Source organism: Vibrio vulnificus CMCP6, from assembly GCF_000039765.1.
GTDB lineage: Bacteria > Pseudomonadota > Gammaproteobacteria > Enterobacterales > Vibrionaceae > Vibrio > Vibrio vulnificus_B.
Window position 1 is genome coordinate 3,256,884 of record NC_004459.3, and the last position, 24,983, is coordinate 3,281,866.

Annotated in this window: 16 protein-coding genes and 6 pseudogenes; 11 read left to right on the top strand and 11 right to left on the bottom strand. The window is 40.3% G+C overall.

Translation table 11 applies throughout. The features are described from left to right. The first annotated feature begins 60 nt into the window (after positions 1–60). A complete protein-coding gene (locus VV1_RS15095; protein WP_243742148.1) occupies positions 61–1,251 on the top strand; it encodes a site-specific integrase in 1,191 nt (396 codons plus the stop codon). Positions 1,252–1,316: 65 nt separating this feature from the next. After that, on the top strand, positions 1,317–1,772 hold the full coding sequence (locus VV1_RS15100) for a hypothetical protein (RefSeq protein WP_043921061.1): 456 nt from the start codon (positions 1,317–1,319) through the stop codon (positions 1,770–1,772). 199 nt (positions 1,773–1,971) lie between these two features. Here the strand turns inward: VV1_RS15100 and VV1_RS15105 are convergent. After that, positions 1,972–2,887 (bottom strand): annotated as a pseudogene (locus VV1_RS15105) (IS5 family transposase). Positions 2,888–3,029: 142 nt separating this feature from the next. Here VV1_RS15105 and VV1_RS25275 point away from each other — a divergent pair. Then, positions 3,030–3,760 (top strand): annotated as a pseudogene (locus tag VV1_RS25275) (IS630 family transposase); the annotation flags it as partial. 16 nt (positions 3,761–3,776) lie between these two features. Here the strand turns inward: VV1_RS25275 and VV1_RS25025 are convergent. Together VV1_RS25025 and VV1_RS15115 are read right to left on the bottom strand one after the other, a co-directional pair. After that, a pseudogene (locus VV1_RS25025) lies at positions 3,777–3,922 on the bottom strand (type I restriction-modification system subunit M N-terminal domain-containing protein); the annotation flags it as partial. Positions 3,923–3,979: 57 nt separating this feature from the next. Further along, entirely contained in the window at positions 3,980–4,870 is an 891-nt protein-coding gene (locus VV1_RS15115) for a WYL domain-containing protein (protein WP_043921062.1), read from the bottom strand. Positions 4,871–5,017: 147 nt separating this feature from the next. On the opposite strand from VV1_RS15115, the gene VV1_RS25020 reads away from it, so the two are divergent. Further along, positions 5,018–5,209 carry a cyclic-phosphate processing receiver domain-containing protein gene (locus VV1_RS25020; RefSeq protein WP_011080979.1) on the top strand — a complete coding sequence of 64 codons (192 nt, stop codon included), beginning with the start codon at positions 5,018–5,020 and terminating at the stop codon, positions 5,207–5,209. Positions 5,210–5,670: 461 nt separating this feature from the next. Here VV1_RS25020 and VV1_RS15130 read toward each other — a convergent pair whose 3' ends face one another. Genes VV1_RS15130 through VV1_RS15145 form a run of 4 tightly spaced genes read right to left on the bottom strand, consistent with a single transcriptional unit; the run spans position 5,671 to position 8,459 of the window. After that, on the bottom strand, positions 5,671–6,165 hold the full coding sequence (locus VV1_RS15130) for a hypothetical protein (protein ID WP_043921108.1): 495 nt from the start codon (positions 6,163–6,165) through the stop codon (positions 5,671–5,673). Between the two features lie 19 nt (positions 6,166–6,184). Further along, positions 6,185–6,490 (bottom strand): hypothetical protein, encoded by a 306-nt coding sequence (locus VV1_RS15135; RefSeq protein ID WP_011080982.1) that lies wholly within the window; start codon positions 6,488–6,490, stop codon positions 6,185–6,187. Positions 6,491–6,535: 45 nt separating this feature from the next. Next, a complete protein-coding gene (locus VV1_RS15140; protein ID WP_011080983.1) occupies positions 6,536–7,912 on the bottom strand; it encodes a DEAD/DEAH box helicase in 1,377 nt (458 codons plus the stop codon). 1 nt (position 7,913) lies between these two features. Further along, positions 7,914–8,459, bottom strand: coding sequence for a hypothetical protein (locus VV1_RS15145; protein WP_043921063.1), 546 nt, complete (start codon positions 8,457–8,459; stop codon positions 7,914–7,916). Positions 8,460–8,584: 125 nt separating this feature from the next. Between VV1_RS15145 and VV1_RS15150 the strand changes: the two genes are divergently transcribed. Continuing rightward, positions 8,585–8,881 (top strand): helix-turn-helix domain-containing protein, encoded by a 297-nt coding sequence (locus VV1_RS15150; RefSeq protein WP_043921109.1) that lies wholly within the window; start codon positions 8,585–8,587, stop codon positions 8,879–8,881. A gap of 254 nt (positions 8,882–9,135) precedes the next feature. Here VV1_RS15150 and VV1_RS15155 read toward each other — a convergent pair. After that, positions 9,136–10,046: pseudogene (locus VV1_RS15155) on the bottom strand (IS630 family transposase). Positions 10,047–10,437: 391 nt separating this feature from the next. Continuing rightward, a pseudogene (locus VV1_RS25280) lies at positions 10,438–10,728 on the bottom strand (IS110 family transposase); the annotation flags it as partial. A gap of 163 nt (positions 10,729–10,891) precedes the next feature. Here VV1_RS25280 and VV1_RS15170 point away from each other — a divergent pair. The 3 genes from VV1_RS15170 to VV1_RS15180 are packed head-to-tail and all read left to right on the top strand — an operon-like array spanning position 10,892 to position 14,519. Further along, a complete protein-coding gene (locus tag VV1_RS15170; RefSeq protein WP_043921064.1) occupies positions 10,892–11,956 on the top strand; it encodes an HlyD family secretion protein in 1,065 nt (354 codons plus the stop codon). After that, positions 11,946–12,953, top strand: coding sequence for a DUF2955 domain-containing protein (locus VV1_RS15175; RefSeq protein ID WP_011080989.1), 1,008 nt, complete (start codon positions 11,946–11,948; stop codon positions 12,951–12,953). The genes VV1_RS15170 and VV1_RS15175 overlap by 11 nt, the downstream gene beginning before the upstream one ends. Before the next feature lie 60 nt (positions 12,954–13,013). Then, positions 13,014–14,519: a phospholipase D family protein gene (locus VV1_RS15180; protein WP_011080990.1), complete on the top strand. Its 1,506-nt coding sequence runs from the start codon at positions 13,014–13,016 to the stop codon at positions 14,517–14,519. Between the two features lie 138 nt (positions 14,520–14,657). Here VV1_RS15180 and VV1_RS15185 read toward each other — a convergent pair. Beyond that, a pseudogene (locus VV1_RS15185) lies at positions 14,658–15,565 on the bottom strand (IS110 family RNA-guided transposase); the annotation flags it as partial. 393 nt (positions 15,566–15,958) lie between these two features. Here VV1_RS15185 and VV1_RS15190 point away from each other — a divergent pair. The 3 genes from VV1_RS15190 to VV1_RS15200 all read left to right on the top strand — a co-directional run bounded on the left by VV1_RS15190 (position 15,959) and on the right by VV1_RS15200 (position 22,943). After that, entirely contained in the window at positions 15,959–17,605 is a 1,647-nt protein-coding gene (locus VV1_RS15190; protein WP_011080993.1) for a response regulator, read from the top strand. Next, complete coding sequence (locus VV1_RS15195; protein WP_011080994.1) at positions 17,547–21,311, top strand: ATP-binding protein; 3,765 nt, start codon at positions 17,547–17,549, stop codon at positions 21,309–21,311. Before VV1_RS15190 ends, VV1_RS15195 begins: the two co-directional genes overlap by 59 nt. 84 nt (positions 21,312–21,395) lie before the next feature. Next, a complete protein-coding gene (locus tag VV1_RS15200; RefSeq protein WP_011080995.1) occupies positions 21,396–22,943 on the top strand; it encodes an EAL domain-containing protein in 1,548 nt (515 codons plus the stop codon). Positions 22,944–23,434: 491 nt separating this feature from the next. Here VV1_RS15200 and VV1_RS15205 read toward each other — a convergent pair whose 3' ends face one another. Further along, positions 23,435–24,943 carry a serine hydrolase domain-containing protein gene (locus VV1_RS15205; RefSeq protein ID WP_011080996.1) on the bottom strand — a complete coding sequence of 503 codons (1,509 nt, stop codon included), beginning with the start codon at positions 24,941–24,943 and terminating at the stop codon, positions 23,435–23,437. Positions 24,944–24,983 lie beyond the last annotated feature (40 nt).

A 24,983-nucleotide genomic window follows, 5' to 3' on the forward strand; every position in this document is an offset into this window, starting at 1 on the left:
GAAAGAACCGATTACTCTCATTACATCCTAGTTTTAAAAATAAATGATAAGATAATATTGATGAGTGCTGTAAATCTATTTTTAAAAGAAAGGACATACAGAAGTTTTAAAACCAGCGAACGGTATTCCAATATTTTAAAACGTTTCTTTCATTTTATAATAAAAAATAATGCCAACATAAGCCAAAATTTCTGGCGAGAAGTTACGGATAGCGATATTCGTGAATGGCAAGGATATATAATAAAAAAGAGAGATAATGAACACAAGAAAAGGCCAAAGGATGATACTATATATTTAGATGCTTGTATCGTTTTCGACTTCTATTCTTGGGCAGAAAGGAACCATTTTCCGGTTTTAATAAATTCAACAAGTGTTGACTGGAAATTTAATTTTCGAGATGAAAGCAAAATTTTATCAAGTAAAGGCATCCTATCAGGAAGTGTTCCAGATTATGCAAACATTGATATTCGTAACACACGAAGAAAGCAATTTAGAAGCTTTAATAATAAATCTGATACTATAATGGAGTTTGAAAATATCATAGCTTTAGTAACATCATATAGTGATCTAGTTTATCCAGTAATGTTTCTTTTAGCACTAGCTACTGGTATGCGTGAACAGGGAGTATGCTCTTTCCCTTATATTGGAATCGGTGAAAATGATCATATTAGAACATATCCTGAAATAAAAAATTTGGTTCCCAAAGACCCCAAAGGAAAAACTCCCAAAACATTTCCTTTCACTACTATAGAAAAAGGGAATAAAAAAAGAACTTTAAAGGTCAACATGTCTGCCTGGAAAATAATATGCAAAACATACTTACCACTTTATTACCAAAGAAAAAAATTATTTAGACAGAAATTTCCTCATAAAAACGATAATGCTGTATTCTTCTTGAATAAGGTCGGTAAACCCGTAACACCCAAAATGGTGTCAGATGCGACGAACCGAGCAAAAAAGAAACTTAATGACCAGCACTTTCATTGGTCATTTCACAGTACAAGGGACTGGTATGCCACAATGTTTATTATCAAACACTTAACTCGAGAACAGATCAATGTAGCACATTATGACGCAGCTATTGAAGATGCTTTACGCAAACAACTAGGACACAGTGATATCAGAACAACATACATGCATTACATCCGTGTAGCTTCTCTTCTGTTGGCAACACGTAATGGTGAATTAGATTTTTCGTTGGGGAATTCTGATGATTTTTGGAATAATATTGCTAAAACAATAACTACCTAGTGCCTCCTCGCCATTCAGCCTAATCCATAGCGAAGCTACACACTACGCATAATAGGGATAAATCTATGCATAAGGAAACCTTTAAAGTTGCTCCTTTTAATCTTGATAATTTTAAATCGAAAGCAGTACGATTTACGTCACTGATAGCAGAAAAGTCAGGACATGATAAATTTAAATCAAAAGAACGTTATAATTTGCTTGCTCAATCATTGGGTTATAAAGACCATGGAGCTCTCGTGAAGTTATCGCGTTCCTGGAAAATCAGTAACAATAATGCCGTTTTTAGCATTTTTGTTTATGAGAAACACAGAAAAAAAATCATTCATACTTTTTGCTCAAACCTTCCATCGGTCTCCAACAAACATATCGAAGCGGCTGTAAAGGAAATGATTGTGGACGAAAGACTAGAAATCTCTAATTTTTTACGCTGTACTCCCATGAGCCGAGAATCGTTTGTTCAATATCATAACCGAAACTATTTCGAAGAAGTGACTTGGAGTAACTTTGATTCCCATAACTGAGGATCTCGAACTTATCAATCACAAAGTCTCAAACTATGTTAAAACAATTAACAAAAATGACTTCAAGCATTAATGCAACTCTTTCGAGAAGGCGGATACAACTATATAGGATGGTCCGCCTCACGCCAAATTTATATTAACGTCTGACTTTGTTGCGTAAATCATTTTCGAAGCCGAACAGCCCTATTTAGATTAATTGTCAGCCAATACGACAAGTTTTAGGCATACCAAGCCCTGTAAGCTTGTTCAACGCTTCGATCATCGCGTAAATTTCACCAACTTGTGCGTTGTAATTTTTTAGACTTAGCCGTCCACCAAGCAACTGTTTGACTCGATACATCGCCGTTTCAGATAGCGAGCGCTTGTGGTAGCCATAGCGCTTTTTCCAATGCTTGTTCGAACCATGTAGCTTTGGCAACCAACTGCTAAATTTCTCGGATGACCTCTTTCCCAGAATGCCGCTCCCTCTCTTGGAGGGATAAGAGCCACGGTTCGTCTAATACGGATTGCTTCGTCGCAATCCCTCGTGTCATAAGCCCCATCGCCTATCTCAAGGATTTTTCGACGTGTTTGCTTAAGCAAATTGGGCAGCACTTCTGCATCACTCACCGTTGATAAACTCAACTCTGCGGCAATGATTTCGTGCGTACTCGTATCTACTGCGAGATGTAATTTCCGCCACACTCTTCGTTTACCATCCGAGCCATGTTTTTTGACTTTCCACTCGCCCTCGCCATAAACTTGAGACCTGTCGCATCGATAGCAAGATGCTGAATCGGTCCTTTGGTTTTCGTTTTAAAACTTACATCAACATCTTTGGCTCGACGACTGATACAACTGTAGTGTGGGCAGTGCAGTGCAAGTTGAGCAAGTCGAAACACGGAATCCATAAACCCTTGCGAAGCGTGAAGTGGCATTGAAAAAATGCGCTTTACCATCAAAGCGGTTGTGATGGCCAAATCACTGAAAATACGAGGTCTCCCGCGCTTGTTTTGCTTGCCTTGTCTCCACTCTCTTATCGCTTCTTCATCAATCCAAAACGTCAGAGTGCCGCGGTTGATGAGAGCTTGATTGTATTGCTTCCAGTTGTTTGTTTTGTAACGTGGTTTAGGCATGAGACTAAAGAGTTGAATGAACGTAGCCGATCAGATCGTAAGCTTTGAATTTAGTTCCATCGATTTCCGCAACAAAGCCTCGATGGCTTGGAAAGCTCAACTCGAGGTAAACGCTGTATTGACTGCTTTACTCGCACTGAATCCTCAAAGTCTTGGATATCAACGTTCACGTTGGAGAACTGAGCCGATGGCGATTGAGGTGAATCGGATATTTGGGTTTAACGCGCACTCATCGACCATTCGTCGATGGGTGCCTAAACTTGGGATCGTCTGGCGAAGAGCCTGCATATCAAAGATCCAGATAAAGAAGCCAAACTCACCAGAATCAAAGAGGCATTAGCGCGTTGCGACGCTGACAATCCGGTGTTTTATGAAGACGAAGTCGACATTCACTTAAACCGCAAAATTGGGTCAGATTGGATGCCCAAAGGTCAACAAAAGAAAGTAGCGACACCGGGACAAAATGCCAAATACTATCTCGCAGGAACTCTGCATGCCAACACTGGTAAAGTCTCGTATGTCGGAAGTAGCAGTAAAAACTCAGAACTGTTTATTGCGATGCTAGAGTAGTTGAAACGCCAGTACCGCCGAGCAAAAACCATTACTCTTATCATAGATAATTACATCATTCACAAGAGCAGAAAAACACAGGGTTGGTTAAAGCAAAATCCGAAGTTTGTTTTGCTTTTTCAGCCAGTGTACTCGCCTTGGGTAAACAAAATAGAGAAGCTTTGGCATACGTTGCATGAAACGGTGACACGGAATCATCAATGCAAAGTAATGTGGCAACTTTTAAAGCGGGTTCGATACTTTATGGATAACGTTTCACCATTTCCCGGCGGCGGTCATGGGCGACAAAAAAGTGGAGCATAATTAGGAACAGTTATTTAGGCTCAAGCAGCGTATCTAAACGTAATAACACCACATAGGCAAAATGACATCGCGGTACTTACCCCGAACATAAACGTCACGCAGACAATCGTCGGCGATATTCCAGATAAATGAAACAAGTTTATTATGTACACTGTGGTCCATCTGTTTATCTTAATTCTGTTGAGCGTATGGCTCGAAATTCTTCTTGTTGTGAGTTCGTTATGCCTTTGGGGCAATATCGAGCTCTGCAATATCTTTTAACTGGCTGGCATTACGCAGCCACAATAAATGTTCTCGCCCTGTCAGGCTGTGATCTTCCGTACAATCAACATTCCAGTAACGTAGATAGTATCCGGCAAGGGGAAGTCTTAACTTGATGCTACGATGCCAATCCGGTGAGGATTCCATAGAGAAATCCAGGGCAATAGCCTGATGAAATGATTGTGAGGGATGGGGGACTAACTCAAGTTCAACCGACTGATTCCAACTATCATCACTTTCTCTCTGTTCACTTTCCAGAACTTGTTCTTCTAGATTTTCAACCTGAGTAAACCGAGTGCAAACAAAGTCACGAAACTGATTATGTTTGCGGTCAAACGCTCTGACATGCCAACGTTGCCCATTATTAACCAGTGTATGGGGTACGAGAATGCGTTGTGTCTCGCCTGAACTCAAAGACCAATAAGTCACTTGAATTGGTTGCTGATGGACAATACCGCGCATTAGTCCCGCGACAATGTCGCTACTCGGGTTAAGTTGGCTAAAAGACTGAATGCATATTTCAGAAGGCTTAACAGGCATAGAGATACAGTCACCAAAGCCTTCCACTAAGCGTTGTAGTATGGCACTGCTATTATGCTCAAAAAGTGGCTGAAATTGTTCTGTGCGGTAGTAACGTTTATCTTCATGCTTGAGGACCAAATTATCCGGCATTAACTCACGATAGAGAGTAAAGTCACGCGAACAAGACGCCAGTCCTGTTTTAAAATGCTGTATAAGGTCTGTTCTTGCAACATCACCAAAGTACTGCAAGCAAAAGTCTATAAAAGCCAATCGCTCTTTATGCGCGTAGCTTAAATCCTCTAAAGCTTTATTTCTCTGAGCTCCCATTCCATACCTTGATACTTGCAACTTGGTGGATATATTAAGGAATGCAACCGATAGGTACAATCATTTTGATAGGATGATTTTGATGTTACCTGTATCAGTTCAAAAACAGGCTGTACTGCTGTTTTCACAATACATAACAGGGAAGTTATGAAAGTTTACCTAGATGACGCACGACCTACTCCAGATGGGTGGCACCGAGTCTACAGGCCTGAAGAAGCCATTGTATTACTCAAGCAAGGGACAGTATCTGAAATCAGCCTTGATCAAGATCTTGGTGATCATGAACACGGCACTGGCTATGATGTGCTTTTATGGATTGAAGAGGCAGCTGTAACGTAAAGTTTTCAACCACCTATAATACGGGTTCACAGCGCTAACTCGTCTGCGAGAAAGAAAGTGGAGTTCGGTATCGTGAATATCAAACGTGTAAGTATGTTAGCTTGAGCTAATAGAAAAATGGCAAGACATACTCTATTTATCACACAAGTTGAATTACATATACAGCAGTGGTTGCAGCGAAAATAGCTGCTACCTTTAGCGAAAATAATATCAATTGCCTCTTGTATCCATAAGAAATCGCTTGCTCAAGTTCGTATAGTTCAATCTTTGTTCGCTTGTCTTGATACAAAAATATGCCATCAAGTATTCTTGAGGTCATTCCTAACTTCCACTGTTCATAAAGTTTCAGTCTTTCAGCAGAAGGGAAATCATCAATGTGGTTTCTGCTTCTGATTGCAGCCGCTATCTGGTCTACAGTTCGTCTCTTTTTCAAAAGCACCGGCATTGCCCCAGTAAGTTAATTAATAATCCGCTGATTTTAAGGCGCGTATTTTAGAAATCAGTTCACTAGTAACGCCCTTTCCAGACTCTGAACGTAAGTAACGATCCGGATAATGTTGCAATAGCTCTTCAGAGCCGACATCGCCACAGACGTACCATTGGGCGTTCAGACTGTGAGCATGGACTAACATCTGACGGACTGAATTATTGTCGTCCATATGCGTTCTGAAGGGTAATTCTGTCTCAGGGGCTAATTCGTCGCCAGTAAACACACCATGTTCAATAAGGTATGAACGATTGTAAAAAGCCCCCAACGGGTAAAGTAGTAGTAGCCCCGCTTCTGACGTTGCACTTCTTAACTTGTCGATAGCTTGAAAATCCGGTTCCACCATTTCTAAAAGTGTCGTTGTTCGAGCATTGAACCAATCTTTATACTTGGCATGTACACTTGCATTATGGTCAAAATATTCATTCGAATAGAACAAACTAAGCATGTCGAAATATAAAATCTTCACTGAAATTCCCTGCTTTACATTAGGCATAGTTAAAATGGTGCTTCATGAAAAAGTCCAGATGACATCCTCTTTCTAATGCTCTTTGCTCAATTTGCTTCCATAATACCGGTAAATAGGTTTTAAGATCTTCCGCATCCGATTGGTGATATTCATCCTCACAATCTCCAGCAGCAGCTTTTAGCCACCCTGAAGGGGTCAAAATAGTGAGCCCCCGATGAAAATACTCAGGAATCGACTCCCGAATGAATTCTTCGCTACCGCTAGCAACATAAATTGTGACACCTTCACCCGTCGCGTAATAATAACTAACACCGATATAGAACATATAAACTCCTTAAAAATCTCTTGCTTGATGAAACATCTTCTCTGATTATAAAAATGCTGAGACTACACGCTCACGAAATTGTCCTAACCAGATTTCATCATAAATGTCATCAGAGCCCCGGCCTGAATTGGACTGTGTAGAATAAGTTCCCCATTCTAACTGGCTGTAAATATTGATAGTTTTTATTGGTTCAGATTCAACTTCACCGCTTTGATTTGTTGCTTTTAGCTGTGTGACATACTCATCTTTAACGATTTTGGCAAAGAGACATGTTTCAGGAATGTCATGCTCTATACGTTCCGCGTATTCAATTAAATTCTGCTCGGCAAACGTATAAAGCCAGGCTTGTTGATTTGGACTTTCGTTGACTCGTAATATCCGACCAAGTACTTGTCTAAAGTAAAGTTCTGTTTTTACAGAGCTGATATGACAACACACTTGTAATCGGGGAATATCGGTACCTTCGCTTATCATACCGACACTCACAATCCATTGGGTCGTTCCTGTTTGATAGGCCTTAATTTCAGATTGTGGATCATCATGATGGTAGGTTACTAATGTTGCTGACTGGCCAAATTTTTCGGTCAATATTTTTTGTACTTGTTTTGCATGCTTCACCGATGACGAAACAACGAGACCACCGGCATTAAAAGACTCTTTCCGGATTTCACTAAGTTTCTGACATCCCAAGCCGAGGATATACTCCATTGCTTGAGTATTATGAATCACATCCTGATAAGACGTCTTTGATTGCTTAAGGAGTTCAAGAATAGAAGCAAATGACTTTTTCTCCGAACCTTCTGAAATCGTTAAATGTTCATTATCAACCAAAACTAATTTCGGCTTACGGCAAACTTTGTCAGCTATAGCTTCAGCTAACCCATACTGGTAATCACAAAAAAGCTTGCCTTCCGGATCACTATATTCAGCTAAAACAATCGGAAATTTATCTGAGCGCCAAGGAGTTCCTGAAAGAGCCAAAGTATAGGTGGCAACACCTTGTATACGCGCTAATATCTGTTGTCCCCAAATGTTGGCTCTGTCTGGCCCATCGCCAGAACAGTGATGTATTTCATCAAATACGACAAGCAGCCGATATTTTTCAATGGTCCGCCAAAAGTCGTCGCCTAAATACTGAATTGACTGATAAGTAAGCGACTGACCAATTGAGCCTAGACTTCCGTTAAATGGACAATTTATGGTTATCGAGAACGTAGCCCTCATGCCATCAGCTACAGCGACTGAAGGTGAAAAGCAAAGAATAAGATCGATCATGCCTTTATCGAGTAGTGTCTTAGCCAGTGTAGCTGACATGATGCTTTTACCGGCTCCAGGTGTTGCCTGACAGAAGAAATGGTTAGAACCGGATTCGTACTTTTCCAACGCCTGAGCAACACATTCTGCTTGCCATTTTCTTAACATACTATGTTCTCTCATGTGACAATGAATTCAACATATTCGTAATTGCATTAATGTTACCCATAAACAAAGCTGCCTTTTCGTTAGCGGCAACGTGCAGACGGTCAAGAAGCTGAAATTGATCGGGATATTGTTCTTTTAACGTTTTGTACTGCTCTATCTCACCCAAAGTGACTTCCAACTCTCCCTTTAATCTGTTGCGCTCAACCGTTAATTCTGAGTAATCGTTACTATCACTGTTTATAACTGAAACTTTTGGGAGACACTTTTTTACACGTGATTTAGGTTTACGAGGCTCAAAAGAGAGCGAATAAAACTCGTCAGTTTTGAAGTAACGCTTTTCCCTACCAGAACCTTCACAGCGCAACCATCCGCTTTCAATACACTTTAATAACTGTCGATAAACAATCTTTCGAAGCTCATTGATATCTTTAGGACTTTCGGAGAACAAGCGAGCGGCATCTCGAGCCTCGACAACGGAAAATCCATCCATCTCTTTTTCTATCAATAACTTATAAATATACACGTTTATCTTTTGAGAACGTTTCACATACAACTCCAAAACACCAAAAACTTAGGATTGCTAAGTATACAAAAATAAGTAAAACTTAGACAATCTAAGTTATCGAAGGATTTAAGAGAAATGAATCGTCTGTGGAAGACAACCCGATACCTATGCGGCTTAAAAAAGCTCGCAAACATGCCAAAATTACCCAGAAAAACTTGGGGATAATGATCGGTATGGATGAAAGCTCTGCAAGTGGCCGAATGAACCATTACGAAAAAGGGCGACATACGCCGGATATCAGCACATTAAGAAAAATGGCTGATGCTCTTGGCGTGCCGTTAAATTACTTTTTTTGTGAGGATGAGGCGTCTGCTGAGTTAGCGACGGCAATCTCGAGATTATCTGAAGCTAAAAGAAATCAAGTGCTTAAATTTGTAAAATCACTAGAAGAAAGTGACGAGTAAAGCAGGGATTCAAGCCCGTTCGTGCATTGCCCCAACAGTTACTATAAGGCGTCCCAAAAGTCTCAAATGCATTACATACAATTTTTTGCATCCAAGGATTGGGGAAATTATTAGCCGCCAGAGAAAATGGGCTAGTTTGAACCGATACCACTCTGACTAAAGTTAATTTACTTATATTCGTGGTGATAGGTTTGGTAGATTAGTCCTACTGTGGGAGTAGTAATATAGACTCATACCTAAATAACTGTTCCTAATTATGCTCCACTTTTTTGTCGCCCATGACCGCCGCCGGGAAATGGTGAAACGTTATCCATAAAGTATCGAACCCGCTTTAAAAGTTGCCACATTACTTTGCATTGATGATTCCGTGTCACCGTTTCATGCAACGTATGCCAAAGCTTCTCTATTTTGTTTACCCAAGGCGAGTACACTGGCTGAAAAAGCAAAACAAACTTCGGATTTTGCTTTAACCAACCCTGTGTTTTTCTGCTCTTGTGAATGATGTAATTATCTATGATAAGAGTAATGGTTTTTGCTCGGCGGTACTGGCGTTTCAACTACTCTAGCATCGCAATAAACAGTTCTGAGTTTTTACTGCTACTTCCGACATACGAGACTTTACCAGTGTTGGCATGCAGAGTTCCTGCGAGATAGTATTTGGCATTTTGTCCCGGTGTCGCTACTTTCTTTTGTTGACCTTTGGGCATCCAATCTGACCCAATTTTGCGGTTTAAGTGAATGTCGACTTCGTCTTCATAAAACACCGGATTGTCAGCGTCGCAACGCGCTAATGCCTCTTTGATTCTGGTGAGTTTGGCTTCTTTATCTGGATCTTTGATATGCAGGCTCTTCGCCAGACAATCCCAAGTTTAGGCCCCCATCGACGAATGGTCGATGAGTGCGCGTTAAACCCAAATATCCGATTCACCTCAATCGCCATCGACTCAGTTCTCCAACGTGAACGTTGATATCCAAGACTTTGAGGATTCAGTGCGAGTAAAGCAGTCAATACAGCGGCAATTTGAAGAAATGGGAGCGTCGCGGCTCTACCTTGAGAAAGAAGCAATATGGCATTCAAGTGTCGGTAATGGTCTTTATCCTTAGTCTTATGCATCTTTTTAGTGATACGACGTCGCTCAGCGCGGTCAGGTAACCTTAGAATCATGGAAACTCGGTAACGGTTGCGGGTTTGTATGTTTGGTGACTGATCAGATCGCTCAAACGGTACCGAGTTCCCTTCTTTTTTACATACCAGTGATCTACATTTAGGAACAGCTATTTAGGTTGAAAGTGAATGTTCATTATAGAAAGGCAGAGATATTTCTACTTAACCTAGATGCTTCCTCGAATACATTTAAAAACCTAACAAAGACAAAGAGTTAATGATGGAAATTAGAACAGCTAGCCTTAAGGATATTGAAGAACTTTCTAACCTATTTCATAAATTTAGGCAGCTATCAGTGAGTCTAGACAATTCAGCAACTATAACGGAATCGGAACTGTGGGTGATGGATACTACCAATCATGGTTAAGCGGCTTTTTTAGTAGCCGAAAGAAATGGTTCTTGCATCGTTTGCGTCGTTCTTTTGTCTACCGACGAACGACTTAACATGTTGTGCTGGTATGCGTGATACCTTAAAACTAAGCCCTAAAAAGACTCGCCCCCAATATTGTGATGAAGCATATGACTCCCTAGCCAGTGGAGTATTATCTGGAAGTTGACGGATTGTATGGAGCAGTTTGTTTCGAAGGACCTTAAGATTTAACGAGATGGTACCGTCAATATTCAATAAGCATACTTGAAAGAAGTTCTTAGCTAAATCGATCCCAATAACTTTAATCGACATGGCTGTTACTTCTGCTTTTAATGGCTGTACCTATCGTGTTGTACAACAATGCAAGAAGGGAGGTGTATCCATCACATCAAAGCCGCTTGCTTGGCATGTATTAAATGTTCAATTAAATGGTATACTTTCGCAAATTAGCTTAACGCAAAATAGAGAATTACTGATGTCTGACACGCAATCATCATCGAGAAAACTAAGTATCTACATTATTACCACGATTTTAGTAATTTGGCTTTATAGTCTTTGGGCCGACAGGGTTACACCAATCACCAGCAGTGCCCGGATCCATTCTTATCTTGTACAGATCGCACCTGAGGTAACAGGCAATATCATTGACGTTTCAGTCAGTGACAATCAGATCGTGAATGCCGGCGACCTTTTGTTCCGAATCGATCCAAGAAACTACGACATTGCTCTTAGAGCGGCTCAAGCAGAGTTGGAGTTAGTCGGTCAAAGTATTGGTGCAAATACTGCGGCCGTAGAGGTTGCACAGGCTAGAGTTGTAGAAGCTCTGGCTGCGAGAAATAATGCTCGTGAGCAAGCAGCCAGAACGGAAACACTGGCTAAGCGGGGGGTCTTAAGTAAGGCAGATCTGGACAATGCACTAGAATCAAAAACTCGTGCGCAAGCTGGGCTGGAGGCCGCGGAAGCAGCATTAGTGCAAGCAAAACAAAACTTGGGGCCTGCTGGTAATAACAACCCGCAAATTCTCGCGGCGATGGCCAAACTTGAAAAAGCTCAGCTTGACCTTCAAAAAACCAATGTTACTGCGCCTTCAAAGGGAGTTTTGACTAATGTCCAACTCACGAACGGACAACGTGCTAATGCTGGCACGCCATTATTAACATTCATTGACCCTCGTGGCGTATGGATCTCGGCCCAGCTACGAGAAAACTCTCTTGAACATATTCGAGAAGGGCAACGTGTCGATATTGTATTGGATGCGCTGCCAGGTCGTGTTCTCTCCGGAAAAATTGACAGCATTGGCTGGGGGACAGGAGGCAGTAATAATGTAGATGCCACTACAGGTTTTTTAGTCGCAGATAACAAGGCAATCAGTGCCCAGCGTTACCCTGTTAATATTGTCTTTGATGACGTAGAGAGACTTTCAAACGTCCGATTTGGTTCTCAAGCTACCGTTGCAGTCTATACTGAGAAAAGCAAATTTGGTGAGTGGCTAGCAAGCATTTGGATGCATGTACTGAGTGTTTGGACTTATGTTTCGTAGCGCCGCGAATCCGGTGCTTCGTTTGGTTTTAGCACCATCAATACTGCTCTTTTATCTCTCAGCACATGGAGCGCTCTTGCCCATACTTGCCCCAATTTTTGTGGTGATTTTTTTAACGATCATGCCATCAAAACCTCCCGTAGATATGCTGATTAAGCTTCTTGCGGTTATGGTATTTGTCAGCCTTGGTGTTGTATTGTTAGGGGAACAGCTCATCGATTCTCCAACGGGCTACGGGCTTTATTGCTGGGCGCTTTTATTCTGGAGTTTTTACCGAAGTCACGAAAATCCCAAAGACATTTTGGCCACATTTGTCTTATTGGTTGTGATTATGATGAGTGTCATCAATCTGCAATTCGGTATATCAAGTTTTGGCTTGCCAGCACTGATGCTTGAAGCGAGTGTCATCGCGTTGATCGTCACTTACTTTAGCTTTTTGCTGTTCCCAGGCGATGAAAAAGAAATAAAGACTGATGAAGAGGACCCCAAAGGAGCAAACTCCCACCTGGGGCTTATCTTTTTCAAAAGTATTGCAATGGCCTTAGTGATGGTTGCACTTATCGCTTCAGGAAGCTCCCAATCCATATTAATTGGTATTACCATCAGTAGTATGATTAGGGTTCCATTTTCTGATGATCACCGCTTATTTAGTCGGAATCGTATCACGACCACCGCTATCGGTATACTCTTCACGCTCCCAATGGTTCTGCTTTCGATTGTTGGCTGGCCTACATGGGCACTGTTCGGCGCTACGTTGTTTTTAGGCTTGCAATTGGCTTGCTTCGCTATGCGCCAGCGATGCCGTATGAGTATCTATCAACTCCTGTTTACCAACTTTTTTGTTCTGGTCAGTCAGGTTCTAAATTATCAGGGAGATGACCCATTCTCCTCTCACTTGACGCGATTAATATCAATCGCAACAGCCATTTTGATTGGTTACTTGATACTTAACCTTACTCAGACTACTTCTCACTATGTGGTTGATAAAGTAGATTAATCGTCATTACTTGGGTTCAACTTTGACTAACTCGTTCTTAAGGAGGTTTTTTTGAAATGGATGCGTGTTCTAGTTGTTGCTAGCTGTTTTGGATTGCTTGCGTGTTCAGCTTCCAACCCATTAGTGACTGAAAAAAAGCTTAGCTACCACTCTGGCTATCAGGAAGGTAGCACTCTGGCCAAATATTATGAGCAGCTTCGCCCTGAAACGGTGAAAGACAATTTAACCGGCTTTCACTCTCTCAATAATGGCGATGACGCCCTACTCGCCCGAATCGCCTTGATTACAAGTGCTCAGCACTCGTTGGATTTGCAGTACTACCTGTTTGGAGATGATGAAACAAGCAAAATCATCACATGGCGGCTCTATGAAGCAGCGCAACGCGGCGTCAAAGTGAGACTTTTGCTTGACGATATGCAGCGTCGGGACGACCAGGTCATGGCGCTGTTGAATGACCATCCGAACATCGAAATACGTCTGTTCAATCCATACACCAACAGGTTTTTCCGGGGTTTATCTTTCCTCACCGATTTTTCTCGACTCAATCATCGTATGCACAATAAATCGATGACTGCCGATGGTGTGGCAGCTATTGTGGGTGGTCGTAACATCGGCAACGAATATTTTTCATTTTCCACCCAAGTTGAATTTGGCGATTTTGACGTGCTGCTTTTTGGTCCTGCGGTTGTTGAAACAGCAACTCAGTTTGATTTGTACTGGAACAGCGACCAAACACAACCCGTCAGTGCGCTTGTTTCGCTCTCTGATTACGAGACGCAATACGCCTTGGAAGACCTTGTTGATGTGAACGCATTAGTAGCGCCTTTTAGAGACGGTGAATATGACATCAGCCAACTAGAGCTATTTGAGCACCTAAAGCACGGTACGCTCAAGCTTTACTGGGGTGAAGCAGTACTCTGGTATGACTTACCAGACAAGGTAGAAACCCGTGATAGTCAGGTAGCGGAACAACTCGCCGAAAGACTAAACAATGTAACTGACTACATCTTGATCATTTCTCCTTATTTTGTGCCCACTGAAGCAGGTACCCTAGGACTGAAAAGGTTGGCGGAGAGCGGAGTGAAAGTTACGATTGTCACTAACAGCTTGGCTTCAAATGATGTTTTCGCGGTTCATGGCTGGTATGCCAAATATCGAGAAGAATTGCTGACAAGTGGCATTACCCTTTGGGAAATTAAAGCCAGTGCAGAAATCAAACGCCAATGGAGTTTGATCGGGAGTCAGCGAGCAAGCCTCCATGCCAAAGTCATCGTCATCGATGATGCTGATTTTATTGTTGGATCGATGAACTGGGATCCTCGCTCAGCCTATATCAATACTGAAATGGCAGTTCATATTACACATCCTGAATATGTTAAAGAGGCCACTGTTCAATTAAACAGTGCGTTGCCTAAAGACGCATATTACGTTGAGATTCGAGAGGGAAATTTACATTGGACAGATTTAGGGAATGGTAAAGTTTATGACAGCGAGCCAGAATCTAGTATCTGGAGAAGCATTGGAGCTTGGCTCTCTGGTGTTTTACCTATTGAAGGTATGCTTTAAATATAATCATTTCTTAAATATGGGTTGGTCCGTATTTTTACTCGCGCTGATAGAACGTTCGGTTCCTTCAAGAGTTTTTCGTCGCTAGCCCTCTTCAGGCTGAAGTTGATTTAGTTACATCAAATTACGCAACATATATCGACACACCTCAGTATGCAATGAGTCTTCCATAGCATCCGCTTTGTTAGTTCCGCAACGAACCACTGTGTGAGCACCGTGAATAAGTCATGTTCTTAATTCACGATTGCCATTTTTCGATAGAGAGCTAAGACAACTTTTTCCGCCTGTACTATTTTGTTTAAGAATCAGACTACACCATGCAGAGAACTGGCGATCATTTTGGAGTTGGTTTCCAGCTCCTACCTCACTAATCAGTGCCGCTGTCAAAATCGGCCCAAAATCAGAAATATTCCGAATGACCTCATATCTTTGGTTTTGCTGACTCAATATGGTGACACTTTGAGTCATTGCATCTATCTCTTCGCTAAGGCTGACAAAGTAATAGTATAAAGTTTGCAGTAAGTTCCTCATTACTGGAGAAAGCTTATTCTCTGCATCTTCAAGAGCTCTCGGTAAATGACACCGCAAAGCTATAATGGAAATAGGAAATACAACACCGTACTCAGCAGTCAATCCCTTGATCTGGTTCGCTAAGGCAGTTCTGTTCTCCACCAAACGTTTAAGGACACTGCGTATCGCTTTGAGGTCTTGTTAATCAATAGATTTAACAGGGTCAGGCATAGAAAAGGCATCGAAAATAGCTCTTGCATCATTGGCGTCGTTCTTTTACCGATCAACAAATGGTTTTACATGCTGAGATGGAATAAGCGCTACTGTATATCCCAGCTCTTGAAATATTCTGCCCCAATGATGAGAAGTTGCACATGAGTCATTGCAAGAGCAGTTTGCTCTGGTAGTTGACGGATAGTATCAAGAAGCTTATCTCGCTTTACCTTTATGTTTGACAATATTTGTCCATCAGTACTCAACACACATACTTGGAAGAGATTTTTTGCTGTATCGATACCGGCAACTTTAATAGACAGACGTGTTACTTCTTTTCTCACTGGTTGTACTATTAGTTTGGTACAACGACGCTAGAAGGTAGGTGCGTGCATCACATCACAGCCTTATCCATAGATAATCTAACGAAAACATTTCTTTAAATAAAAAATTAAAGACTATTTCATCATAGTAAATGACTTTCTAGTAAGAATGTTCATAAATAATATCTTATTGATGGAGTGAATGTATCGCACGAGTATTCCTACTTTATCTATGCTTTATTATTATGTTACAAATTAGTGATTTTGGGTGCTTTTATATTGTAGCGAATATTAGTATTTTTACATCTGGGTGATGTAGATTTGTACAATATTTAGTAGTGCCATGTATATTATCTATGTATATGGTCGCGGTATTTATGAAATTAATGTGACGTGAAAGAAGACTATAGTAACTATAAAGTGTTAATCGCAGATGATTCTAGGTTGGTGGTAAATTCAGTTAACCTAGCTATTAAACAATTGGGGTTTCACTCAGATAACATTCATCTGGCCTATAAACCTTCAGAGGTTATTGCCTTGTGCAAGTCAGTTGATATGGACATAATCATACTAGATTATAATTTCAACTCAAATTTAAATGGGCATCAGATTTTTTATGAGCTATCCCATTATAAAAGTATAAAACCCACCACTATTTTTGTTTATGTAACGGGCGAGAATGCGCTTAAAACTGTCAAGACGATACTTGAGTCTGGCCCTGATGACTATATTTTAAAGCCATTTACTCAACCAGCTATAAAAGGAAGGCTTAGAACTATAATTAAAAAGAAAAATAGTCTAATGCCTATATATGAACGTATTGAGCATAACGATTTTGAGCAGGCAATTACAGAGTGTGATGACTTGTTACCTTTCTTTCCACAACACAACTTAACGATTCGTCAACTAAAGTCTAAATCTTTAATAAGTCTTAAACGTTACGAAGAGGCTAAACAAGAGTATCAACAACTACTTAAAGAAAATAGTTATGACTGGATAAAAACTAGCTTAGCCAATGTTATGATCCTCAATGATGAAAATGAAGAGGCAAAAAATATTCTTGAGCAAGTTTCAGATAAGAAGCTTAATCATCTTTATCATGATGAAATGTCGAATGTAAAAGCATACGAAAATGATGTCCCTGCTGCAATAAAGCACCTCAAAGTTGCAACAATGTTATTAGAGGCCGGGCTCGATCGTGAACTGATTATTGCGAACTTATCAATATCGTGTGATTCGTATGATGAAGCGTTTAAGTACATTAAATTATATTATACGCACAACAATAATACCTTTAAGGTAACAGATAGAACGCGTCTACTCTACGTACAGTATTTTCTATATAGATGTTTTAGTTCAAATACTCTCAATAATATAGACAATGCATTATTAACAGTTAAGTCGGAAATTGATAGGCTTGGTAGAGTTGAAAGCTTTTCACTTCAATATGACTTGGTTATGTCCACTATTGCATTACTTAAACAAGATCTCGGTGAAAGCTATCGGTTGCTTAGCCATGTTATGAGTAAGCTAAATGATGGAAATTTTGACTTTTATGATATGTACCATTTGGTATTCGTATTAGAAAAAATGTCATTTATCAACCAACTTCCAGAATATGTATTGAAGTGTAAATCACTCATCGATGAAAGTATGCATCCTAATATTATGAGAAGTCAAATTCATATGCAAAATAGTCAAGAACGAAGATTAAAAGACAAAATTGATCGTTCAGAGGAAATAAAAAGAGATATACGCAAACTTAGTAGCAATCCGGCTAATTTTTCGAAAATAATTGATTTGTTTTGTCAGCTTCATGAGATCTTTCCTAAATCAATTGAATTTTGTTTATTCTTTGTCAAGTTTGTGGCAGTTAATGAAAAACAGTACCAAGGTGAAAATAGTATTCACCTAATGCTCAATCAATGCAATAGAAACCTTAATGAACTTCTCTCCGCTGAAAAGATTAAAAAAATAGGTTATGAAAAAATATATAGTACAGCTTTGGGAAATGTCAATGGTTATAAGAAAACAGCATAGGTTGTTAATTCCCAAGTTTTTATTGTCAATTTTTATTGGCTTAATCTTGATTGGAAAAACTACTCTAGCCATTGCCGAAGAAATTAAAGTCGGGATGCTTGATGATGATGATATTTATTCTTCATTGCAAACTAAAGTCTATCTAAGCGACTTTGAATCAGTATTAAATCTAACCAATTTCACTGCTGGCTATTATTATTTCGGCAGCATTGACACACTACTTTATGCCGTAGATACAGGGACTATTGATCTAGCAATTGGTTTTAGTCGAAATAGAAATCGAGAAAGTATATTCGATTTTTCTATGCATACCACAGAAAGTAAGGTTGTTGCATGGCACGCCAATTATATCGACATAAATCAAAACAGTTTAAAGTCATATCGGTGGGCTTGTATTAAGTCGTCAGTATTTTGTAGTCAGCTAGAAACTAATGGTATAAGAAACATTCTTGAAGTTGAAAACTATACAGAGATGTTTCTATCAGTGGTTAATAAACGTGCTGATATTTTATTGAGTAGTTATGTCTCCATTGCACAGTTTATAGAGTCAAGCAGTGTAGAAGGTAAAGTTGTTCTACCCAAGTGGGTAGAAGATGAGTATGTAAGTATAATGGTGAGTAAGAAAAATCCTCGCTTACTTTCTGAAATTAATCAAGCTATTATCCAATCAGCAAACGTCGATAATAACACCCATGATTCACAAGAAAGATTTGACGAATTACACAGGCTTGATAATGCAATCATGTCATTAGAAGATAAGTTTTCTAGTGATAAAGTGTTTACTTATTATATAAGTGATGAAGCATATCCATTTTCATTCTTGAATTCTGATGGGGAAAATGTAGGTTATATACCTGATTTATTTGATTTGATTGAATCGAGGACAGGTATATCTTTTACTCTTGTATCTAATAGAAATGACGCATCTAGCCGATTTGATATTTATCCCTTGTCAATCGCTTCGGACAAAAAACACAATGGTTATAATGAAACCATCCCGTACATGAATTTAAAATATAAAGCACTTGTCAGCCAGAGAGATGAAAATATATATAATGAAAATATTTATTTCGCAGGTGTGTTATTTGCAAATGGCTTATACAACAAGGATATGAAAAATCAACACTTTGGCGATATGTCAATTGTATATACAGATATTGATGATCTCTTAAAATCGTTAAAATATGGTGCTATTAGTAAAGCATACATCCGTGAGGATGTTCTTTCTGAATATGTTGCACTAAATAAGCTCGATGGCTATACCATACTAAGAGATTCTGACATTCAGTTTAGTACTGGTATGTATGTGAGTGATCCAGATCTTCACCAGCTTTTAAATTCGTTCTTTGTCACACTCAAGGAGAGTGACATTGAGAAAATTAAGAAAAAATACTTTAGCTACAACGTAGGATATGGTTATCAAGAATCACATGTTGTATTAGCTTCAAGTATCCTAATTGGCATCATCGTATTACTCATAGCAGTATATTTTATTGTTACCAAAAATCTCACTAATAAGGTAATAACTAAAGACAAAGACATTTTCAATATAGAACAAAGTCGTGCTTTTCTTCAGTCGATTATAGAAACCATACCCGCAAAAATATGGATTCATAACTCAAAACATGAGTTGATATTAACCAATTGCGTAGAAAAAATTGATAATAACTGTGTTGGTTGTGATATGTCAGTAGCTAGCACATCTCAGCTATTTGTTGAAGATTGGCATGAAATCGATCGCGTTTTAGAGACCGGTGAAAAGCTTTCCTCATATGTTCAAGCTGGGTGTTCATTCGGCACTCAAAAGCATTACAACTATTCACGTATTCCGGTGAAAATTAATCGTATAGAGAGATGTGTTCTCACGATAGCCAACGATATTACTGAAGAACGAGCCAACCAGCAGTTATTAATTGAAGCTAATACAAAAGCAGAGAAAGCCGTACAAGCTCGTCAGATGTTTTTGGCGACCATGAGTCATGAGCTAAGAACTCCTATCGCGGGAATGATGGGTCTACTCGAGATGGTTACGTCTAAAACAGAAGATAAAGAATCATTATTTTTATTAGATCAGATCTCAGCGTCTGCAAAAAACCTAAATTTCTTGGTTAATGATATTCTCGATTTTTCAAAGTTAGAATCTAATCAAGTAGTGATATGCAACGAAGAAACATCAATACTTACCGCTTTGTGTGAAAGCCTTAGAGGCCATTATGTAGCAGCTAGAAATAAAGGGCTGAACTTTGAATTAGATTGGCCTGCAAATGATATTAAAACGATTAATATCGATTTTTTGCGTCTTAATCAAATAATTAATAATTTATTGACCAATGCTATTAAGTTTACCCATAAGGGAACAGTAAGGGTTCAAGTTAGTTTAGAATCAGAACGTATCCAAATTATCGTGGCAGATACTGGCGTAGGGATGACGCAAGAGCAAAAAGAAAATGTGTTTTTACCATTTGTTCAAGCTGATAATAGTATCACCCGTAAATACGGTGGCACTGGGTTGGGGCTGTCTATCGTCCATGATCTAGTTTCACTGATGGGCGGTACTATATTTATTAATAGTACGCTAGGTCTTGGAACTGAAATTACAGTCTCAATGCCTACTATGGTTGTTGAGCGTTTCCAAGTTATATTCCCTCAACTGAATGTGATGGAGTCTGGGCTGAATACGAAAGTTAAAGAGTGGATATCAATGTGGTGCCCATCTCAAAGTAAACAATCGACTGCTACCAATGTTATGGTTCATAGCAATGATGTTTCTTTCTACGATGATAATCTTATCCAAATATCAATCCGAGAAAATATTCATGATTACATAGAAACTACTGGAAACATCACTACTATTTTAGACAAACCATTTTTCCCTGATCTGCTATTAACGGCACTTCATCAAATTTCAAGCGAAGAGAACGCGAGTTCAAAACAAACTAGGCGTAAGCAATTGTCGGGTAATGTCCTAGTGGCAGAAGATAATGCCATCAACGCAATTCTTTTTAGTAAACAACTCTCTGAGCTCGGTATAAATGCTGACGTCGTCCCCAATGGCTTAATTGCATTTAATAAGCTAACCGAAGAATCACATGGTTATGATCTGTTAATCACCGACTACCATATGCCAGAGATGGACGGTATGCAATTAGTAGCTAACTTGCGCGAAATAGAGTGTCACATCCCAGTCATTGGATGTACAGCAGAAGATTTTCGCCATATTGATCAAGAGTTTTCTAGCAGTGGTTTTGACCATGTACTGTTTAAGCCATACACCCTAAAACAGTTAATAAAAATATTATCTAAACATCTACCGGTTGCTGAATACCTTAATAAAGTAGAGCAGGCGATACATTTCCAGGCTGGAGACTATTGGCTAAACCAATTTTCAGCTGAAGATGCCCGTGATATGTGCACAATTTTCTTAGAGTCTATTGCGGATGATGTTGCTGAGTTAAAACAAGCGGTAAGTCATGAAGATACGCTGCGTATAAGAAACATTTCTCATCGGATTAAAGGTGGGATGGGCACAATTGGCTTAATGAGACTATACGAGCTTGCCAGAACAGTCGAAGAAAAAGCGTCGCTGCGCAGTCATGATACGTTAGAGCTATGTGCTGATCTAACTAAACAGCTCGATCTTGAACTGAGTTCCGTATCGCAATGGCAGTGTAATAACGTAGCGGAAGCTGAAATAGGTTGTGTTTGATGTGATTTTAATTGATAAGCGCGAGATAATCGAGATTTGCATGCAGTTAAGTCAGAATAATTGCATACTTTGTGAGGCTGTAAAATGAAAGTTTTGATCGTAGAAGATGATAAGATCCAATCATCAAAGCTGAAAATAGATCTACGTAATCTTGGCTATAGCCAGGTTTATATAGCGCCATCTTGCCAAGTTGCAATCGATTTGTATAAGGAGCATCGTTTTGAGCTTATTTTCTGCGATATACAACTGCCAGATAATGATGGCATCTATTTACTCAACCAATTAGCGCATATTTCGCGTAGTCCCCATGTAATTATTATGAGTGCTAGCAGTAAAAAAGTTCTACTGCTTGTTGAGCAAATTAGCTCTATGCTGAAATTCAAGCGCGTATCGCGTATAGATAAACCTTATACAAAAGGTCAATTATCTGAGGTTGTCGAAGGTTCTCAAGCACGCCATCATTCCAGTGTTCAATTGAAACAAGCTAGGGCGTTGGAGTTTACAGAAAGAGAAATTGCTGAAGCAATCGCTCTACGTGAAATATTCGTCCACTATCAGCCTCAGGTCAATGTAGGTTCAGGATTTATTGTCGGTTTGGAGGTTTTAGCTCGTTGGGATCATCCGGATTATGGTTTGGTCTCTGCTGGTGAGTTTATTGATGCTATAACCAGTGATGAAATTTACATCAACTTGTTTAGAACCGTATTGGAGAAAGCCCTGATCGGAGCGAAAACACTCCACAAGTCAGTGACACTTTCAATCAATATCACTTATCAAGATCTACAATGGGACGGGTTGTATGATGAGCTTGTCAAACAGTGCTCTAAGTATGAATTTGACGTTAGTCGGCTAACTCTAGAACTAACCGAAAGCCATTTGTATCAATCGGATATTCCCGCGCTATTAACCCTTTCGCGGTTAAAGCTACTTGGGGTAAACCTTTCGATAGATGATTTGGGGTCAGGCTACTCTTCGTTAAGTAAACTAACTCAAATTCCATTTGATGAGATCAAAATCGATAAAAGTTTCGTTCAGGGTATTGAGACAGATTACCAAAAATTTGTCATCGTTCAGTTATTACTAAACTTGGCAGAGCAATTGGGATTTTCGTGCGTTGTAGAAGGTGTAGAAACCGATGCCACGCTCCATTACTTAAAATCTATGGGGCGTTTTACGTGTCAAGGCTATTTGACAGGTCGACCAATGCCAATAAACCAAGTACAGGCTATGCTGAATCAACGGCTTTCCTCATCAGACTCAGTAGATCCTATTCACTGTTTAATTGTTGATGATCATCCAGTTGTTGGCTCTGCACTATGCCAAGCGTTTACGCGAGTCCACCAAGTACAAACTGTAGCGAGCGAAACCACTATTCTCAAAGCGCTTAACTATATTCGAGATAGTTCTTGTAACTTGCTTTTGATTGATGTTGATTTACGTGGTGAGCATGGCTACGAGTTGATAAAGCAAGCTAAAAAGATTGGCTTTAATGGTAAGGCCATATTGATGACTTCGAGTGGGAATCGTTTTATTCCCGTTTCGCAGTTCGATGAAACAATCCAATTCGTAGATAAAGAAATTCAAGTAGATCAGTTAGTTCATCAGGTAATTAGTATTGCAACAACTGACTGAGTAGCCACCGGCTACTCTAGAACACCTAGTTTGACTGGATGTTTGAGATTTCCATTGGTATTTATATAGGAAACATATTGTTTTCTTTCCTATATCAAGAAACGCCTTAAGGTAGTTTGGCAACCCAAATTTCTCTTTTGAGAGGATATTGACGTAATTTATTGCATGTCGTCGCCGCTGGAAGGTGCTGATTACTGTACTAATTTTCAGCAATTTCTTTCGTAAATAACTGAGTGAGAATCTAAACCTCCCACTAATTAGAGTTTTCGTCTTGTTCATTCATCATTAAACATTCCCATGGTGTCAGATCGTTGAGGGCATCATGATTTTCTCATTGCCTTCAATATCCTTTGATACCTCAGGCAATTTGTTTTTCTTCCATCAAAACACCCATGTCCATATGGCGTGTTTTGATGTTTAAGGATATTCATACTGCCGATAGATATCTACCAGAAACTATTATTCCCGTGAATTGATATCTTTTGCTCATCCTACTTATCGAACACCGATCCAGATAGGTCGAACTCGTTAACCGCACCTTCACCGCGAATAAAGATTCTGTGGTTGAAGCGCACGTAGTTGAGTTCGCCAGATGGGTCTTTCAGCAATTCACCAAGCGCTCCCTTATTCGGACCTTCGGTGATGATAAAATAACCCTCGGCGGTGTTTTCTACATTGGCAGGGGCAGGATCCGCTCCTTTAGTCAATGCTGAAAACTGGACAAACACATATTTGTCGCCATCTTTACGGATCTCAATGTTTTGGGAATTACCCTTAAACACGCCGACGAAGGGGTCGAGCACAGACGGAGTCGCACCAACGGAGACCGGAGAGTTGGATTCGATCTTCGTAAAGGCTTTGACCATTGCGTTAGCCACTTTTTTGTACGCTTCAGCTCCGCGATCGCTGTGAACCAAAACCACTACGGCAAAGTCGTGATCCGGGATCAACTGCAGAAAAGAACGCGTACCGGGCCAATTCCCCCCATGGCTAGGGCTTGTGGTCCCATCGTAGTCGTGGACGAACCATGTCAGTCCGGTAAAGTCTCCGGTCGAAGCCTCGACTGCAGGTGCATGGGCATAGTCCAGCGCTTTTTTAGACAACAACTGCTTACCGGAGGCATCCTTACCGTCTAGCTGAAAGCGGGCGTATTTAAGCATGTCGGCCACCGTAGAGCGGAGTGCACCGGAGGCTGCGGACTCTCTAATCAACGGAATGTAGTACGGCTTGAGTTCACTGATGCTGCCTTTCCCGTAGATCGGCGGATGGCCCCATGCGTAATCTTTAGCAGGAGGGGTAGCATCGTAATTAAAGGATGACGAATTCATGCCGAGCGGAGTTAACAGGTTCTCTTCGATCAGTGTCTCGATCGGCTTTCCACCGACATGAGACACTACATGTGTAGCGAAAGTGATACTGGTGTTGTTGTACATCCAGGTTTGATCGAACGGATAGATCTGCTGGGCGTAAGCCCCTTGAAGCATGACTTTCTCAGATATCGAACCACCTGGAGGAACACGAAGGAACCCATGGTCGCCATACCAGCCAGCACGATGGTGGAATAGGTCAACAACCCGCGCTTTAGATGTCGCCTCGGGATCTGAAACCCTCCACCACGGCAGAATATCGACGACACGTGCGTTTAAATCCAGAATGCCCTGTTCGGATTGCTGCATGGCTAGGGTCGCAAGGAAGGTTTTGGTCACAGAGCCAATTTGAAATTGTGTATCAGGGGTAACGGCCTCGTTGGTGCCCACCTTGGTGATACCGAGTCCGGCACTGTAGGTGTTAGGTCCATGAATAACACCGACAGCAAGTCCCGGTATGTGCATTTCTTTGATCATTTTATTGACATCGGCAACGACGGCATTGAAGGTTGCTTGGCCTTCTTCCTGTGTCATTTTATTATTTTGATGTGCCAATGCCGGCTGCATTGTCAATAAAGACGAAACTATTACGGTAGGTAATAATTTCATTTTCTTCTTATTGGCTTGATCCATATTTATACCTTTTTAAACACTAACAGTTGAATTTAATTCG

Excerpts from the sequence above, each read along its gene's own strand:
- VV1_RS15095 (WP_243742148.1), top strand. The coding sequence starts at position 61 with ATGAGTGCTGTAAATCTATTTTTAAAAGAAAGGACATACAGAAGTTTT.
- VV1_RS15100 (WP_043921061.1), top strand. The coding sequence starts at position 1,317 with ATGCATAAGGAAACCTTTAAAGTTGCTCCTTTTAATCTTGATAATTTT.
- VV1_RS15115 (WP_043921062.1), bottom strand. The coding sequence starts at position 4,870 with ATGGGAGCTCAGAGAAATAAAGCTTTAGAGGATTTAAGCTACGCGCAT.
- VV1_RS25020 (WP_011080979.1), top strand. The coding sequence starts at position 5,018 with ATGAAAGTTTACCTAGATGACGCACGACCTACTCCAGATGGGTGGCAC.
- VV1_RS15135 (WP_011080982.1), bottom strand. The coding sequence starts at position 6,490 with ATGTTCTATATCGGTGTTAGTTATTATTACGCGACGGGTGAAGGTGTC.
- VV1_RS15140 (WP_011080983.1), bottom strand. The coding sequence starts at position 7,912 with ATGTTAAGAAAATGGCAAGCAGAATGTGTTGCTCAGGCGTTGGAAAAG.
- VV1_RS15150 (WP_043921109.1), top strand. The coding sequence starts at position 8,585 with ATGCGGCTTAAAAAAGCTCGCAAACATGCCAAAATTACCCAGAAAAAC.
- VV1_RS15170 (WP_043921064.1), top strand. The coding sequence starts at position 10,892 with ATGTCTGACACGCAATCATCATCGAGAAAACTAAGTATCTACATTATT.
- VV1_RS15175 (WP_011080989.1), top strand. The coding sequence starts at position 11,946 with ATGTTTCGTAGCGCCGCGAATCCGGTGCTTCGTTTGGTTTTAGCACCA.
- VV1_RS15180 (WP_011080990.1), top strand. The coding sequence starts at position 13,014 with ATGCGTGTTCTAGTTGTTGCTAGCTGTTTTGGATTGCTTGCGTGTTCA.
- VV1_RS15195 (WP_011080994.1), top strand. The coding sequence starts at position 17,547 with ATGAAAAAATATATAGTACAGCTTTGGGAAATGTCAATGGTTATAAGA.
- VV1_RS15200 (WP_011080995.1), top strand. The coding sequence starts at position 21,396 with ATGAAAGTTTTGATCGTAGAAGATGATAAGATCCAATCATCAAAGCTG.
- VV1_RS15205 (WP_011080996.1), bottom strand. The coding sequence starts at position 24,943 with ATGGATCAAGCCAATAAGAAGAAAATGAAATTATTACCTACCGTAATA.